The sequence below is a fragment of the Corticicoccus populi genome (assembly GCF_042686195.1).
Lineage (GTDB): Bacteria > Bacillota > Bacilli > Staphylococcales > Salinicoccaceae > Corticicoccus > Corticicoccus populi.
In genome coordinates, this window is record NZ_JBHUOQ010000004.1 from 375935 (window position 1) to 392420 (window position 16486).

General features: G+C 42.6%; 15 protein-coding genes. All 15 read right to left on the minus strand.

Going from position 1 to position 16486, the window contains the following annotated elements:
• Positions 1–3: 3 nt before the first annotated feature.
• On the minus strand, positions 4–450 hold the full coding sequence (gene rplI / locus ACFSX4_RS11460; RefSeq protein ID WP_377774724.1) for a 50S ribosomal protein L9: 447 nt from the start codon (positions 448–450) through the stop codon (positions 4–6).
• Positions 447–2423 (minus strand): DHH family phosphoesterase, encoded by a 1977-nt coding sequence (locus ACFSX4_RS11465; protein ID WP_377774726.1) that lies wholly within the window; start codon positions 2421–2423, stop codon positions 447–449. Before ACFSX4_RS11465 ends, rplI begins: the two co-directional genes overlap by 4 nt.
• A 4-nt stretch (positions 2424–2427) precedes the next feature.
• On the minus strand, positions 2428–3357 hold the full coding sequence (locus ACFSX4_RS11470) for a DUF2232 domain-containing protein (protein WP_377774728.1): 930 nt from the start codon (positions 3355–3357) through the stop codon (positions 2428–2430).
• Positions 3358–3411: 54 nt separating this feature from the next.
• Positions 3412–4689, minus strand: coding sequence for a serine--tRNA ligase (serS, locus tag ACFSX4_RS11475; RefSeq protein ID WP_377774730.1), 1278 nt, complete (start codon positions 4687–4689; stop codon positions 3412–3414).
• Positions 4690–5000: 311 nt separating this feature from the next.
• The gene (hutI, locus tag ACFSX4_RS11480) at positions 5001–6239 is read right to left on the minus strand and encodes an imidazolonepropionase (RefSeq protein ID WP_377774732.1); all 1239 of its coding nucleotides are present in this window, start codon (positions 6237–6239) and stop codon (positions 5001–5003) included.
• A complete protein-coding gene (hutU, locus tag ACFSX4_RS11485; RefSeq protein WP_377774734.1) occupies positions 6232–7896 on the minus strand; it encodes a urocanate hydratase in 1665 nt (554 codons plus the stop codon). Before hutU ends, hutI begins: the two co-directional genes overlap by 8 nt.
• Positions 7897–7917: 21 nt before the next feature.
• On the minus strand, positions 7918–9408 hold the full coding sequence (gene hutH, locus ACFSX4_RS11490; RefSeq protein WP_377774736.1) for a histidine ammonia-lyase: 1491 nt from the start codon (positions 9406–9408) through the stop codon (positions 7918–7920).
• Positions 9409–9492: 84 nt separating this feature from the next.
• A complete protein-coding gene (gene hutP / locus ACFSX4_RS11495) occupies positions 9493–9945 on the minus strand; it encodes a hut operon transcriptional regulator HutP (RefSeq protein ID WP_377774738.1) in 453 nt (150 codons plus the stop codon).
• A gap of 175 nt (positions 9946–10120) precedes the next feature.
• Positions 10121–10915, minus strand: coding sequence for a transporter substrate-binding domain-containing protein (locus ACFSX4_RS11500; protein WP_377774740.1), 795 nt, complete (start codon positions 10913–10915; stop codon positions 10121–10123).
• A complete protein-coding gene (locus ACFSX4_RS11505) occupies positions 10912–12234 on the minus strand; it encodes an MmgE/PrpD family protein (RefSeq protein ID WP_377774742.1) in 1323 nt (440 codons plus the stop codon). Before ACFSX4_RS11505 ends, ACFSX4_RS11500 begins: the two co-directional genes overlap by 4 nt.
• A complete protein-coding gene (locus tag ACFSX4_RS11510) occupies positions 12231–12989 on the minus strand; it encodes an amino acid ABC transporter ATP-binding protein (RefSeq protein ID WP_377775385.1) in 759 nt (252 codons plus the stop codon). The genes ACFSX4_RS11505 and ACFSX4_RS11510 overlap by 4 nt, the downstream gene beginning before the upstream one ends.
• Before the next feature lie 10 nt (positions 12990–12999).
• The gene (locus ACFSX4_RS11515; protein ID WP_377774744.1) at positions 13000–13671 is read right to left on the minus strand and encodes an amino acid ABC transporter permease; all 672 of its coding nucleotides are present in this window, start codon (positions 13669–13671) and stop codon (positions 13000–13002) included.
• Positions 13661–14242 carry a GNAT family N-acetyltransferase gene (locus ACFSX4_RS11520; protein ID WP_377774746.1) on the minus strand — a complete coding sequence of 194 codons (582 nt, stop codon included), beginning with the start codon at positions 14240–14242 and terminating at the stop codon, positions 13661–13663. The genes ACFSX4_RS11515 and ACFSX4_RS11520 overlap by 11 nt, the downstream gene beginning before the upstream one ends.
• Before the next feature lie 12 nt (positions 14243–14254).
• Positions 14255–15562 (minus strand): LLM class flavin-dependent oxidoreductase, encoded by a 1308-nt coding sequence (locus ACFSX4_RS11525; RefSeq protein ID WP_377774748.1) that lies wholly within the window; start codon positions 15560–15562, stop codon positions 14255–14257.
• A 259-nt stretch (positions 15563–15821) separates the two neighbouring features.
• On the minus strand, positions 15822–16457 hold the full coding sequence (locus tag ACFSX4_RS11530; RefSeq protein WP_377774750.1) for a pentapeptide repeat-containing protein: 636 nt from the start codon (positions 16455–16457) through the stop codon (positions 15822–15824).
• Positions 16458–16486 lie beyond the last annotated feature (29 nt).

A 16486-nucleotide genomic window follows, 5' to 3' on the forward strand; every position in this document is an offset into this window, starting at 1 on the left:
CGTTTATTTTTCAACGACATGCACTTTAATTTCTGCACTGACTTCCTGATGCAGTTTCACATGAAGTCTGTGATATCCGAGACTCTTGAGAGGTTCGGACATATCAAGTTTTCTCTTATCAAGCTTGATGTCATGCTGCTCTTTATACGCATCCACCACCTGTTTGGAACTGATGGAACCGAATAATTTGCCGCCTTCACCGGCTTTTGTTTTTACTTCAACTTCTTTACCTTCAAGTGTTTCTTTTAATGATTTAGCATCTTCCAATTCCTGCGCAGCCGCTTCTTTTGCCGCCTCTTTCTGTGCTTCAAGCTTCTTCAGGTTGCCGGGTGTCGCTTCTTCTGCGAGTCCTTTTTTAATCAGGAAGTTCTGGGCATAACCCGTTGCAACTTCCTTCACTTCACCTTTTTTACCTTTATTCTTTACATCATTTAAAAAAATTACTTTCATTCGTCTCCACTCCTGCCTTCTGTTACTTCTTCTATCGCTTTCACAAGGTCATCATAGACCTCGTCAATACTGCGTTCTGTAATTCTTGTTGCTGCGTTTGTCAGGTGGCCGCCGCCGCCGAGGGCTTCCATGACCAGCTGAACATTCACATCGCCTAAGGAACGTGCGGAAATACCGATGGACTCATCTTCACGCAGTGCAATCACAAATGATGCTTTCACACCGTCAATCTGCAGCAGCTGGTCTGCCGCCTGAGCTACAGTGACCGGATGATATGTCATAGATACATCAGATTTAACAACCGCCACACCGGATTCCCAGATTTCAGCCGATTTAATTAAATCACTCCGTGCAATATACGTATCAATATCATCCTTCAAAAACGTCTGTGCCAGTACAGGGTCTGCACCGTTACTTCTCAGGAAACTTGCCGCATCAAATGTTCTTGATCCTGTTCTGAGCGTATAGTTACGTGTATCAACAATGATGCCGGTGAGCATGACTGTGGCTTCAATTCTTGAAAGTTTCTGCTGCTTGCCCTGGTACTCAAGAAGCTCCGCAACCAGTTCACTCGCACTGGATGCGTAAGGCTCCATGTAGACGAGCAGGGGATTGGATATAATATCATCCGCCCGTCTGTGGTGGTCAATGACCACTTTGCGGGTCGCTTTATTTAAAATATCCTCATCCAGCACCATCGACGGGCGGTGGGTATCGACAACAACCACTGTAGTCTTCAGAGAAATCATATCCCAGGCTTCTTCACTTGAGACAAAACGTGCAAGAAGTTCTTCACGCTCATTAACTTCTCTCATCATTCTTTGAAGTGTATCATCAATATCCTCATCATTTAAAATAATATGCGCTTCAATATTATTCATCGATGCAAGTCTTGCGACACCAAGTGATGCACCAATCGCATCCATATCCGGGCGTTTATGTCCCATGATAATAACGTTGTCACCTTCAAGCAGAATATCTCTTAATGCATGGGCCACAACACGCGCCTTTACACGCGTCCGTTTTTCCATAGGGTCTGTTTTGCCGCCGTAAAAACGTGATGCACCATTCGGTGTTTTAACAGCCACCTGGTCACCCCCGCGGCCGAGCGCAAGGTCAAGTGACGACTGGGCGAGTTCACCGATTTCCACAAGATCCTCGCTACCTTCGCCGACACCGATGGATAAAGTAATCTGGGCACCGAGTTCACGGGAACGGTCACGGACTTCATCCAGCAGATTAAAGCGTGTCGTTTCAATCTCCTTCAGATGCTCCTTATTCAGCACAATGATAAATCTGTCCTGGGAAAAGCGCCGGATGTAAATATGATGACGCATTGCCCAGTCATTAATCGTATTCGTAATTCTGTTATTCAGTTCACTCTTCAGTGCCTCACTCATATTCTGAGTCATATCGTCGTAGTTATCGAGAAATAAAATACCGATAACAGGGGACTTCCCTTCGACTTTTCCTTCAAGTTCGCGCTGTGCTGTGATATCTATCAGGTGAAGGGCCTGATGTTCTTCTTCCCAGTAAATACGAAAATGCCTGTCTCTGTAGGACGATTCAATGACAATCATATTGTTCGCCTTCAAGGATGTCATAATGTTCGGGAATATTTTATTTACCGGTTCCCCGAGTACGTCTTGTGTCAGTTCTGCTCCAATAAAATCATTCATCCATTCAATCTCATCATCATCATTTAATATAATCAGACCGATCGGCATTTCATCCACTGCATATTTTTTAGTCCCTGCAACGTCATGAACCAGTTTCTGGAATCTGATATCGTTACTCGATAAACCACGCTGAAGGTATACGAACACCAGTCCAAGAACTACTAAACTGAGCAGGAAAATAATCACTCCTACAGCAAAGTAATTGACCATCACAAAGATATTCAACACTAAAATATGGAAGGCAGCGACGCCGAATGGGATGTAAACTAATTTTTTATCTAGGGCGTTGAACACTTTGTCACTTCCTTTTCATGATTAATAACATTCTTAACCTGAACATCATCTCCAAAAGACCGATTAAAAGTGTCAGCGGTCTTAGGAAAAAGAGTGGAATCAGGAGAATTACCGCAAGCACTTTATTCATTTTCTTCTCAAGGAAGAAGAAATAACTGAATGCCAGCCCGTGAATAAATACCGCCCACTCACTGACTAAAAGCGCATTGCTGATAAGTGACTGGAATGTACCTTCTCCCGTTGTAAAAAATGAAATTACAAAGACAATGAAAAATATGTACAGTGTAATTCTAGGGAACTGCCAGTCTGAAAATGCTGCTCTCGGCCATGGTTTCATCTGTTCTTTATTCAAAGTAATACGGAGCATCAGCACTGTATACAGTGCGATGAAGAATGATAATACTGTAATGTACCCCGGAAGATTGATATAAAACTGGTCCAGGGCCGTTTTAAATACTTCAATGTCAATTCCACCGAACGGAATTGAGCCGAATGTTTCAATTTGATCAACATACCAATTTCTGAATGCAAAATATGTTTCAGACAACGGCTGGATAAAACCAAATGCCTGCAGAATGTTCAACCCGAGAAGCGTACCGAGGGCAATCGTAAACGTGACATAAAACAATGTCAGTTCCTGTGTGTAACCCTTCACAATACTCGAGTGAATCACTGCTGTTAGTATATATAATATCACAAACCACAATAGTATAGAGGGTTCAAGAAACAATAATGCAGGTATCATAAAACTGAAGAAAATCAGCCAGAAATGATAATTTGATTTGTGTTTCAATTTAAGCAGGTAGAGTACGACAAACGGCAGTAAAAATATGCCGAAGACGAGACTGACATTTGTCAGTGTGATAAAAAGAAACACGATTAATATCGTAAGTAATGTTTCTATAAATGAAACTCTCTGATCCAAAATAAGCACACCCTCATTAAAAAATAATGCTCCTATTATGAATAGGAGCATCCAGTACTGTTATTATAACTGTTCAAGCTTTGACTGACCACCCATATACGGCCGTAATACCTCCGGCACTGTTACAGTTCCGTCTTCATTTTGATAGTTTTCAAGAATTGCCGCCATTGTTCTTCCAACCGCAAGACCGCTGCCGTTTAAAGTGTGGACAAGTTCCGGCTTCGCATCTTTATCACGCTTAAACTTAATGTTTCCTCTTCTTGCCTGGAAATCAGTCATGTTTGAAATGGAGCTGATTTCTTTGTAGTCATCGTAGCTCGGCAGCCATACTTCAACATCATAGGTTTTTGAAGCACCGAATCCGATGTCACCCGTACATAATAATACTGTACGGTGGGGGATTTCAAGCAGGTTCAAAATATTTTCCGCATGATTTGTCATTTCATCAAGCGCATTCCATGAATCTTCCGGACGCTCAAAACGCACCATCTCGACCTTGTTGAACTGATGCAGTCTGATTAAACCGCGCGTATCTCTCCCGGCAGAACCCGCCTCACTTCTGAAACATGCCGTCTGTGCCGTAAACTTTGCAGGCAGTACTTCATTATTCAATGTTTCATCCTTATAATAATTCGTCAGTGTGACTTCAGATGTTGGTATAGTGTACATTTCCATACCGTCAATTTTGAATAAATCCGCTTCAAATTTCGGCAGCTGTCCTGTCGCATACATCGCCTCTTTTCTGACTATCTGAGGTGTCATCATTTCTCTATAGCCGTTTTGATTGTGAACATCCAGCATGAAATTCATCAACGCACGCTCAAGACGCGCACCATCACCGGTCTGGTACACAAAACGTGCACCGGACACTTTCGCAGCACGTTCAAAATCTGCAAGCTCGAGCGCCTCTAAAATATCCCAGTGTGCTTTCGGCTCAAAATCAAACGCACGCGGCGTTCCTGTTTTTCTGATTTCAACGTTCTCTGTATCATCCCTGCCTTCAGGCACATCATCATGAATAAGGTTCGGGATACGGCTCAATTGATCGGTCAGCGCTGCCTGAACTTCATTTAGACGCTGGTCAATCGCTTTGATTTCGTCACCCGTTTCACGCATCTCTTTAATCACATCATCTGCGTCTTCTTTATTTCTCTTCTTTTTCGCAATTTCCTGAGATACTTTATTTCGTTTACTTTTCAGTTCTTCTGTTTTACTGATCAGCTCACGCCGCTCCTGATCAAGATTAATCACTTCATCAATCACACCGCTGTCCATTCCGCGCTTTGCGACTTTCTCTTTTACTGTCTCTGTATTCTGTCTGATATTTTTTATATCCAACATACTAATCCGCCTCCATGTTTTTTATTTTAAAATAAAAAACCACATCCCTCCGGAAAGGGACGTGGTTTACGCGATGCCACCCTAATTAGTGCAGACTGCACTATCTCATTTACATAACGGCATCACTGCCGGCTGCTTCATATTGAAGGATGGAAATTCACATAACAGACAGCCGTTTTCACCAGCCACGGCCTCTCTAAAATACTGAATATGCTACTGTTTCCTTCAAAGCAGTAAATATTAACTTGGTGCTATTTTATAACGGACCACCGATAAACGCAAGACCCGTATAAAAAATGATGCTGAAAATGCTACAGAGACAGACCCGGACGTTCGAAAATCACCTTACCGCCTGCAATCACTTGATACGCGTGGTTGACACCGTAGTGGTAGGGGATATACTCATGATTTGGTGCATCCCATATCACGAGGTCCGCCGTATCCCCTTCGTCGAGCGTGCCGCGTACAGTACCGAGGCCGACAGCGTGTGCGGCATTTACTGTTACAGCATTCCAGATTTCATTCGGTGTCATTTTCAGTTTCAATGCCGCCACCGCCATAATCATCTGCAGGTTATCCGTCACACAGCTGCCGGGGTTGTAATCCGTCGCCAGTGATACGGCACCGCCTGCATCAATCATCCCGCGCGCATCCGCAAATTCATTTTTGCCGAGATAAAACGTCGTGCCCGGCAGAAGTACCGCAACTGTATCGGTTGATGCGAGCTGACGTTTCCCTTCTTCACTTGCTGCCACCAGATGGTCGGCACTGACGGCATCCTGTTCAAGGGCGAGTTCGAGACCGCCGAGCGGATCGATTTCATCCGCATGAATTTTCACCCGGAGCCCTTTCTCACGGGCAGCAGTCATATATTTCCTCGACTGTTCGATAGTAAATACGCCCGTTTCACAAAATATATCTGCGAAATCTGCGATTTCTTTGACCTCATCCAATAAAGAAATCATTTCATCTAAAAACACATCACTGTCTTTATCCCTTGGTACGGCATGTGGTCCTAAAAAAGTGTGTTTCATCATGACCGGAAATTTCTCTTCCAGAGCTCTTGATACCTGCAGCTGTTTCATTTCCGTCTCTCGGTCAAGACCGTAGCCGCTCTTACTTTCGATAGTCAGTACACCGTGCTGGATCATCCGCGTCATACTGGCGGATGCTTTATTTAACAGTTCGTCAAATGACGCATTTCTGGTCGCTTCGACTGTGTTTAGAATACCGCCGCCCTGTTTAAGAATTTCCAGATAGGGCACACCCTGCCGCTTCAATGACATTTCATGTTCACGGGAACCGCCGTGCACGATATGAGTGTGCGGCTCAACGAGGGCAGGGGAGACGATACGGCCGCCGGCATCCATTTCTTTTTCAGCCTGAAAATCATGACCGGAAGGACCTGCATAAATAATTCTGCCCGCATTAATGACCACTTCCGCATCATCTATAATCGTTAATTCATCCATCTCTTTTCCCTTTAACGGATGTACCGATTTTTTCGGCAGAATTAAAGATTTTATATTTTTAATGATTATATCATTCATCATGGACCTCCTTAAGCATCGGTATGTGGATACCATGTGTCTTTGCGGCCTTAACCGCTTTACTGTACCCGGCATCGGCATGCCTTGCGATTCCCATTCCGGGATCTGTAGTCAGCACACGTCCGAGACGTTTTTCCGCGTTCTTTGTACCGTCTGCAACGACCACCATACCAGCATGCAGTGAATACCCCATACCAACACCGCCACCGTGATGAAAGCTGATCCATGAACCGCCGGCAGCAGTATTAATCAGCGCATTCAATACCGCCCAGTCACCAACCGCATCACTGCCGTCTTTCATGCTTTCTGTTTCCCTGTTCGGACTTGCGACAGAACCGGAATCGAGATGATCACGGCCAATAACGACAGGTGCTGAAATTTCACCCGACGCCACCATTTCATTCAGTGCGAGACCCATTTTTGCACGTTCTCCGTAACCGAGCCATGCGATACGGGAGGGCAGCCCCTGAAAGGCAATTTTCTCCTCCGCCATATCCAGCCAGCGCATGAGTTTTTCATTGTCCGGGAAAAGTTCACGCATCTTTCTGTCTGCCGCGTAAATATCTTTCGGATCACCGCTCAGTGCAGCAAAACGGAAAGGACCTTTACCTTCGCAGAACAACGGCCGGATGTATGTCGGTACAAAGCCCGGAAAATCAAATGCATTATGGACGCCTGTATCCAAAGCCACCTGACGGATGTTGTTGCCGTAATCAAAAACCACTGAACCCCTTTTTTGAAACTCAAGCATTGCTTCTACGTGCTTTGCCATAGAGCGTGATGCAAGACTGACATATTCTTTTGGATTGCTTTCTCTTAATTCTTCTGCCTCGGACAATGAGAAGCCTTCCGGAATATAGCCGTTCAACGGATCATGTGCGGATGTCTGATCAGTCACCACATCAATTTTGAATCCCCGTTTCAAAATTTCATGATGGACTTCTGCCGCGTTCCCGATTAAACCGATAGATAATGGACGGCCTTCATGTTTCGCGTCTTCAGCCATTTTCAATGCTTCATCAAGCGAATCTGTACTGATATCCAGATATTTTGTTGAAAGACGTTTTTCAATACGTGACGGATCCACTTCAACACAAAGCGCAACACCCTCATTCATCGTCACAGCAAGCGACTGTGCTCCGCCCATGCCCCCGAGTCCTGCAGTCAATGTGATTGTCCCCTTTAAAGAGCCGCCGTAGTTTTGATTCGCGAGCTCTGCGAATGTTTCATACGTGCCCTGGACAATACCCTGTGAACCAATATAAATCCAGGACCCCGCAGTCATCTGACCGTACATCATTAAACCTTTCTTATCGAGTTCATTAAAATGTTCCCAGTCCGCCCATTTCGGTACAAGAACTGAATTTGATAATAAAACCCTCGGTGCTGCTTCGTGCGTTTTAAATACTGCGACCGGTTTCCCTGACTGAACAAGCATCGTCTCATCCTTCTCAAGTTCCCGGAGCGTTTCTACAATCGCTTCAAACGACTCCCGGTTACGTGCCGCCTTACCGATGCCTCCGTATACCACCAGGTCTTCCGGCCGTTCGGCAACTTCCGGATCCAGATTGTTATACAGCATACGGAGTGCCGCTTCCTGTTCCCATCCCTTACATTCAATCTCCAAACCTTTTTTAGCAGTAATTTTCCAAGACATATTAAAAACCCCTTTAAAAAGTTAATTCACCACAGTGAGTGCAGCAGATACATTTTTAATATCGATACTGAAATTCCTGTCCCGTTCAATAAATTTCGTCACTAATCTATACTGTTCAAATTTCTCCCTTGTTTTCGGTGACAATCTGCCGACCCCTTTAATTTCGACAGCTGTCAATGCAATGATCAGCTCAATAGCGAGCACATTGCGTACATTTTCTATAATATCCCCCGCATGCCTTGCTCCGATTGTCCCCATTGATACATGATCCTCCTGATTCGCAGAAGAGGGGATGGAATCCACACTTGCCGGATGTGCGAGTGTTTTATTTTCAGATACGAGGCTCGCTGCAGCATACTGCATAATCATTGCCCCCGACTGAAAACCCACTTCCGGACTTAAAAATGCCGGCAGATCTCCGTTTAATGCCGGGTTTACCAGCCGTTCAATCCGCCGCTCTGAAATGTTTGCGATTTCCGCCATGCCGATTTTGAGCAGGTCCATTGCAATCGCAATCGGCTGACCGTGAAAATTCCCCCCGGAAAATACTTCTTCTTCACTGAATATCAGCGGATTATCATTTGCCGCATTCATCTCAATTTCAAGTTTTTCTTTCACATATTCAAGCGTCTGCATCGATGCACCATGCACCTGTGGAATACAGCGCAGTGAATACGCATCCTGCACACGCACTCCCCCTTGGCGTGTAGTCAGTTTCGAGCCTTCTAAGTATTCCATCATTTTACCGGCTGCATAAATCTGCTCTTTATAGCCGCGTGACAGATGAATATTCGGATTATACGCATCAATAATACCGTTCAACCCCTGATGGGTAAGTGATGCGATCCATAAACTCGACTCAACAAGATGTGCCGCCTCAATATAATTGATGATCCCCTGTGCAGTCATCGGCTGTGTCCCGTTAATCAGTGCAAGGCCTTCTTTCGCCTCAAGTGAAACCGGAGTGATATCCAGTTCCTTTAGAACCTCATCTGCCGGTCTTAATTCCCCTTTGTAAAATACTTCGCCTTCTCCCATTAAAGTAATCGCAATGTGCGATAACGGTGCAAGATCCCCCGATGCACCAAGCGAACCCTGTTCGGGTACTTTCGGAATAATCCGTCTGTTAATAAACAACTTCAACTGATCTGCAAGTTTTACTGTAATACCTGAATGCCCCTTTAATAATGTATTCAGTCTTAAGATCATCATGACCAGTACAGTATGTTCTTTAAACGGCTTCCCGATACCGCAGCAATGGGAGCGGATTAAATTTGCCTGAAGCTCAGATGTCTTCTCCTTAGAAATCAAAACATCGCTGAACAAGCCGAATCCCGTTGTAATACCGTAAATTGTTTTCCCATCATTGATAATATTTTTTACAATCTCGCGTGAGGCGTTTAACCGATTATAGCCCTCATCTGTAATTTCCACTGTTGAATCATTATTTCCCAGGAAATCTTCGATCTTTTCAATCGTCAGCCCTTCACCGGTCAGTTGCAGAATAGACATATGTATCCTCCTTTCTCCCAATAAAAAAAGACATAATATCCCCTTCGGATATCCATGTCCCTAATAACTAATATCTATGACGTTTTATATATGATTAATACCGAGACCGAGTGCCTCATGTTCTTTCCCTTTAATCGGCGCACCAATCGTTCCGTAAAAACAAACTGCCAGCCATTCACCTTCACGTGAATCCTCATAAGGATTTCCCCTTACGACCGAAAACGATAAACCAACTGTCCGCATTACTTCACCCACGCTGAGCCTGCCGCGTGTCACACCTTCTACCGCTTCTATAATGGCATGATAGAGTGCATGTGTTTCTCTGTATGCATCCGAATCTATTAACCCGCCGCGCTTCGCAGCTGTTTCTACAGATGAAATGACTTTTTTCAAATCCATTGAACCGACTTTACCCGTCACCACTTTAAAATCTTTAAATTCAGGCTGTAACTGTAAAGCAGTCTTCTGATCTGTTAAAGCCACCAGTGCTGCATACTTTCCAAATACATTACGTGCATGTACTGTTTCGTTTCCCATTGAATTACCTCATCTAATGTCTAATAACTGATTTAATTATAGCGCTTTCACCCAGAAATTTCAATTTCACAGTAAATAGTCCGAAAATTATATTTATATCTGATACATCTTGTTTTAACCGTCATAAAATGAGAAATACGGAATGGATTGATAACTCCATTCCGTATCCATGTGCTTATTCCTCTTCACCTAATGGTTCTGTAGTATCTTCACCAAAGTATTTTTCGGATAGTTCTACAAGGGTACCGTCATCTTTCAGTTTTTGAAGCTCTGTATCAAATTCATCACGTAACTCTTCTTCACCTTCATTGAAAGGGAAGTTCGTGGACTCAAGTCCGATAGGGTCACCGACAAATTTAATTTCTAAACCACGGTTATTCATTTCAGCAAGAAGTACTGAAGTAGAGTTTACATATCCATCAATACGGCTGAGTTCAAGGTCATTCATCGCACCTTCTCTATGTTCATAAGTAGAAATATTAAATTGATGGTCTGAATCTTCATTATATGCCTCGAGGACTTTTGTATGATTTGATCCCAATACACCCGCAACTTCCAGTCCTTCAAGGTCTTCCAGAGAGTTAACATCATCATTATCGGTTCTTGTCACAATCTGACTTCCGACAAATGAATACGGTTCTGTAAATATATACGCTTCTTCACGTTCCTCAGTTAAAGCTACAGCATTCGCAATAGTGTCTACACGTCCTGCTTCAAGCTGGCCCATAATTCCTGTAAAGTCGGCCGTTACCCATTCGACTTCATACCCCAGATTTTCTGCGATATGTTCAACTACTTCAACATCATATCCAACGAGTTCCCCATCTTCTTCATAAGAATTCGGGTAACTTTGTGCTGTCGTTCCTACATTGATCGTTTCTCTATCCTCAGAGCTTTCAGCAGAATCATCTCCGGAACAAGCAGCAAGTGTCAGACTTAAACCTGCAATAAGTACTAATAATTTTTTCATTTAATCTCTCCTATCGTTTTTTTGATTTTCTGTAATGTATCTGCTTGGTTCAATCTGTCTATCAATTCTTTCGTATTGATAGAACGGTCGATGTAAATATTTAATTTATCCATTAAATCTTGATTATCAAGTGGGTATTCAGGCGAACCCTTTGGTTTATCCACTCTTGAAGATAGTAATTTACCGTCTGTTGTTGTTACATTGACAATTGTAAATCTGCCTCCCGGCACAGCGTCTGATGCAGGTGTAATAGAAGCATCATATGTGCGTTTGAATTTTTTCATCAGAAGCAGTGTCTCGTCCTCAATTTCTCTGTCGTCAAACCGGGACGGAATTAATGTTTTCTGCTGAAGAAGCAGTGAACATACATATTCAGGTGAAAACATCCCTTCTTTTCCAGTTTTCGGGGCTGTGTGTATAAGTGCTGCATCACCGTTCGGTGGATAAATCAATTCTACGCCTGTAACATCACTTTCCTTCAAATCATATATCTCTATGATTTCTTTCACTGCATCGATTGCATGATAATTAGCGGAACAGCATGGGTAGAGCTTAAACCAAAGTCCGGGTGATGTAATAGAAAATGATCTACCCGGATCAATTGACTGTCCGGAAAAATCCCCGTAGATTTCAAAGAATGCTGCTAATTGATTCGGATTACTGTCTACAAGGGACTGATGGCTGAGTAACGCCGCTTCAAAACCATTTGCTGCGGACATGCCAAGCTGAAACGGCTTCATTTCAGAACCAAACTGGCTGCGGACACCGCTTGAAGCAGACACTGCAATGCCGACAGCATTTTCTGTTTTCTCTATATCACCGTGTAACGCATATGATACTGAAATGGCAGAGGCTATACTTCCTAAAGTACTGCTTGCATGAAAGCCTTTCTCATAATGCCGTGTCCCGATATTTCTTCCGAGAGCGGCTATCGCATCAACACCAATAATATAAGACTTATAGAAGTGTTCTGCTGTAATTTCCGTATCTTTCAAAGCTAAAAGGGCGGGGAGAATCACAGCACTCGGATGACCGCGGACTTCGGAGTGTACATCGTCCAGGTCCAAATAATGTGCAATGTAGCCATTTACAATGACTGATTCCTTCGGCGGCAGTGATTTATCATATCCTATAATTGGGACACCGTTCTTAACAGGGCCATAGTAATCAATCAAAGCCGTTATTTGCGGCAGTGATTTCGCCGCAATCGAAGATGCAGTAAAATCAAGGACGCCTTTTTTTGCCGCACTGTATTCATCATTTGAAATTCTTTCTGCTTTATCAAACAGCTTTTGTAAAAAATCCGATGTCAGTGTCATATCTCTATGCCTTCAAGTTCATTTTCATCAAACTGATGAATGAACTGTGCCGTCCGTCTATGTTTCGGGTGATCGAATACTTCTTTCGGCGGGCCTTCTTCAACAATGTATCCATCTTCCATAAAAATGACTTTGTCCGAAACTTCTTTCGCAAAATTCATTTCATGTGTCACGATAATCATCGTCTGATTCAATTCCGTAATGGATTTAATAATATCAAGGACACCTTTAACCAATTCCGGATCGAGTGCTGATGTCGGTTCATCAAACAACAAAAGCGGTGTGTCCATCGCCAGTGCACGGGCAATGCCGACACGCTGCTGCTGCCCTCCGGACAACGTGGCAGGATACTGCTTAAGCTGGGCAAGAAGGCCGACTTTTTCAAGGATTCCACGCGCCTTCTCAACAGCTTCTTTCTTTTTCATTTTTCTCGTTACAATTAAACCTTCTGTCACATTTTCTAAAACTGTTTTATTTTTAAACAAATTATAGTGCTGAAATACCATAGAAGATTTACGTGTTAACCGGTCAATATCTTTTTTATTTGCCCGGGTGGTATCAATCGACAGCTCTTCCAAATTGATATAACCGCTGTCCGGTTCTTCCAGATAATTAATACAACGGAGCAGCGTGGATTTTCCTGAACCTGACGGACCGATAATTGCGATTACTTCCCCTTGTCCGACATCCATCGTGATATCTTTTAATACTTCATTATCACCGAATCGTTTGACCAGATTTTTAATCGTTAATATACGTTCATTATTATGACTCATATGGTTTATTCACCTTCTTCTCAAGTAATCCCTGGAGATAGCTGTATGCAATGGTCATCACCCAGTAAATAACCGCAACTGCAAGGAATGTCTCAAAGTATCTGTATGTGCTTGATGCACTGATTCTTGCCTGTGCAAACAGCTCTGTCATACCGAGCGTAAATACTAAAGATGTTTCCTTCATCAAACCGATAAACTGATTCCCCGTCGCAGGAATCGCATTGCGTACTGCCTGTGGCAGAATAATTCTGATGTATGCCTGTACTTTCGTCATTCCAACCGCACGGGCGCCTTCAAACTGCCCTTTGTCTACTGAAGTGATGGCAGCACGGAATATTTCCGCCAGATATGCTGCGTTTTTTACACTCAACCCGAGAATTGAGGCGGTCATTGAATCAATGATGCTCATGCCGGGAAAAATCTGAGGCAGTCCGTAATATATAATGAACAGCTGTACAAGTGTCGGAACTGCTCTAAAGAATGAAATATATAGTTTTGCCAAAGCACTTAAAATCCATATACCGGACCTTAAACATAATGCCAGAAGTAATCCGCCGGCAACCGCAATAATAAGAGATACAACAGCTATAAACAGTGTGATAGGAATATAGGGTATCAATTCAGGAATGACTTCAAAGAAATATAACGGATCAATCGGCATTTGTTACACCACCTTCAAAAATAATTTTTTTCTTTGGTTTTTCTATCCTGTTCCGGATAGTTGAAAAACCTTCAAAACGATGACTGTCCAGTACTTTTAACATATACTGCGTTGTATGATTATCACTTAAGTCGATGCTGCCGAACGTTTGATAACCTTTATTAATATACATATCAATCAACCATGGATGATCATCCGAAGTTCCAAGCGTCACTGCCGGAGAATGATATTCTTTTAGGATAATCTCTTCTTCAATATGTTTTAAAAGTCTGCTTCCGATACCTTTATTCCCGTAGGCGGGCAGGGTGGCGAACCACCAAATATGCGGAAAGCCGTACGGACCCGGATTTTTACTCCATGGCATCCGGATTGAAGCGGTGGCAATAATCACATCATCTTTTAGAAGGACATAACACTGGTTTTCTGTAAGATTTTCTCTTACATTCTCCTTCGTTGGATAAGCACCAGTGAAGTTCAATCCAAGTTGTCTGATTGGTTCATATGCTTTATGGGATACATCAATCAACTCAGGAATGTCTTCAAGTGTTGCTTTTCTAATACTGTAAGTCATAATGTCTCCTTATTACCGGTTCTCTAAACCGAATTTTTCACGCAGTGTGCCCGGACGGTAATCTGATTTAAATAATTCTCTTTCCTGCAGAATCGGTACTACTTCACGGACAAATATTTCAAATTGTGCAGGAAGTGCAGGCGGCATAATATTAAAACCGTCACAGCCGTCCTCGTTAAACCAATGTTCAAGTTCATCTGCAAGTCCTTCAGGTGTACCTACAAAAATATTATGTCCACGTGAACCGGCTACTTTTTTATATACTTCCTCAAGCGTTAAATCATTCACTTTTGCATCATTGTATATCACTTCAAACCGGCTCTTCACACCTTCAGCTGTCGATTCAAAATTAATATCCGTAAACTTTGTTTCAAGAGGAATATCAGTTAAATCCTGCTTAATATACTCAGAAAGAATCGGAAGACCTACTTCCGGTAGAATTAAATCCTGCAGTTCCTTATAATTCTCTTCGGCTTCTTTCTGTGTTCTGCCGAGTACTGGGAAAATCCCCGGCATAATTAACGTATCCTCAGGCTTACGTCCTGCATCTTCAACTTTTGTTTTTAAAGTTTTATAAAATGACCGGGCATCTGATAATTGACTCTGGGCAGTAAATACAACATCCGCTACCTTACTTGCAAGGGATGTTCCTGTAGGAGATGAACCTGCCTGAATCAATAATGGATACCCCTGAGGAGACTTACTGATATTCAGAGGTCCTTTAACACTGAAATGTTTTCCTTTATGTGAGATAGGTTCAAATGCATCACTGTTAACAAACTCACCGGTTTCACGGTTACGTACCAGTCCTTCACTATTCCATGAATCCCATAATTTTTTAGTCACATCAACAAACTCTTCAGCACGTTCATAGCGCAGCTCGTGCTCCATATGTCTGGTCCCATTAAAGTTCTGTGCTGTATTTTCTATGGATGATGTCACAATATTCCATGCGGCACGTCCCGAACTTAAATGATCAAGTGAGCTGAATGCCCGTGCCAGATGAAATGGTTCACTGTAAGTTGTAGAAGCCGTTGCGGCAAGACCAATATCTTTTGTATGAGTGGATAATACAGACAATAACGTCAGAGGTTCAAACCTGCTGATAATATTTGGATGGGATTTTTCTGAGATAAACAAACTGTCTGCAAGAAACAGAAGGTCAAATTTTGCCTCTTCGGCAAGATGCGATATATGTATCAAATGTTCTAAATCCATCGGTCCTTTTTCATTTACATCCGGATTTCTCCAGCTGGCCACATGATGACCGTATCCGGCTAAGAAAAGCCCCAAAACCATTTCTTTGCGTGAGCTTGACATAATAAAATCACCAATCCTATTTTTTTAGTATGAATTGAATATTAATACCATACTGTGGGAATGTCAACATTACTTTTTAAGATTTTAGAAAATAGATAATATTACATTTATATTTTTGAGGAAATAAAAAAGGAAAACCACATTAATCATGGTTTTCCATTCTTTAAATATTATGCTGCAGGAATTTTCTCCAATACGTGATTACTTTTAAGCTCTATTACTTTCGATGACTCCGCTTTCCTTCGGACTCATTTACAATTCAGTCCACCACGTTCAATCCCATCAGGCCTGCGAATGTTACTGCCTGGCTGCTCGAAATGGTGCAGCCGGTCATATCTTCTTTTGAAAGGGTAATGCTGTCAAAATATGACCGGCTGATATCACAGCTTTTAAACGGTGTATCGTGGACATACATATCATTCAGGCTGCATACTTCGAATTCAACCTGTTTTAACTGACTGCTGTGAAATTCTGTGCTGTCGAGCATAGTATCTTTAAGCAGGACTTTTTCTAATTTAGAAGTCACAACGGATGACAGGTTCATTTTTGTATCTTCGAATAATACATTGCCGAAATTCATTTTATCGAATTGAATTCCTGTCATTCTGCAGTTGCGGAATTCGGTTCTGTGGATGGATCCATCCTCTATCTTCACGTTTGAAAAATCACAGTTATTAAAGACAACATCCGTAAAATCCACACTATCCATGAAGGTATTTGAAAAGTCACAGTTCTTTACAGTACTTGAGAATATCCGGAGTCTTTCTACAGACTCACCGGCGATAGTTGAACCATTTACTTCAGAATCTTCTACAATGAAATCCGGGTCACTCAAAACAGTTTCTATCTTTCCAGGTTCAAGATGGCTGCCGATTTCAGGCTGTTTTATTTTCATAATTCAATGCTCCTTTAAAAAAGGACCCC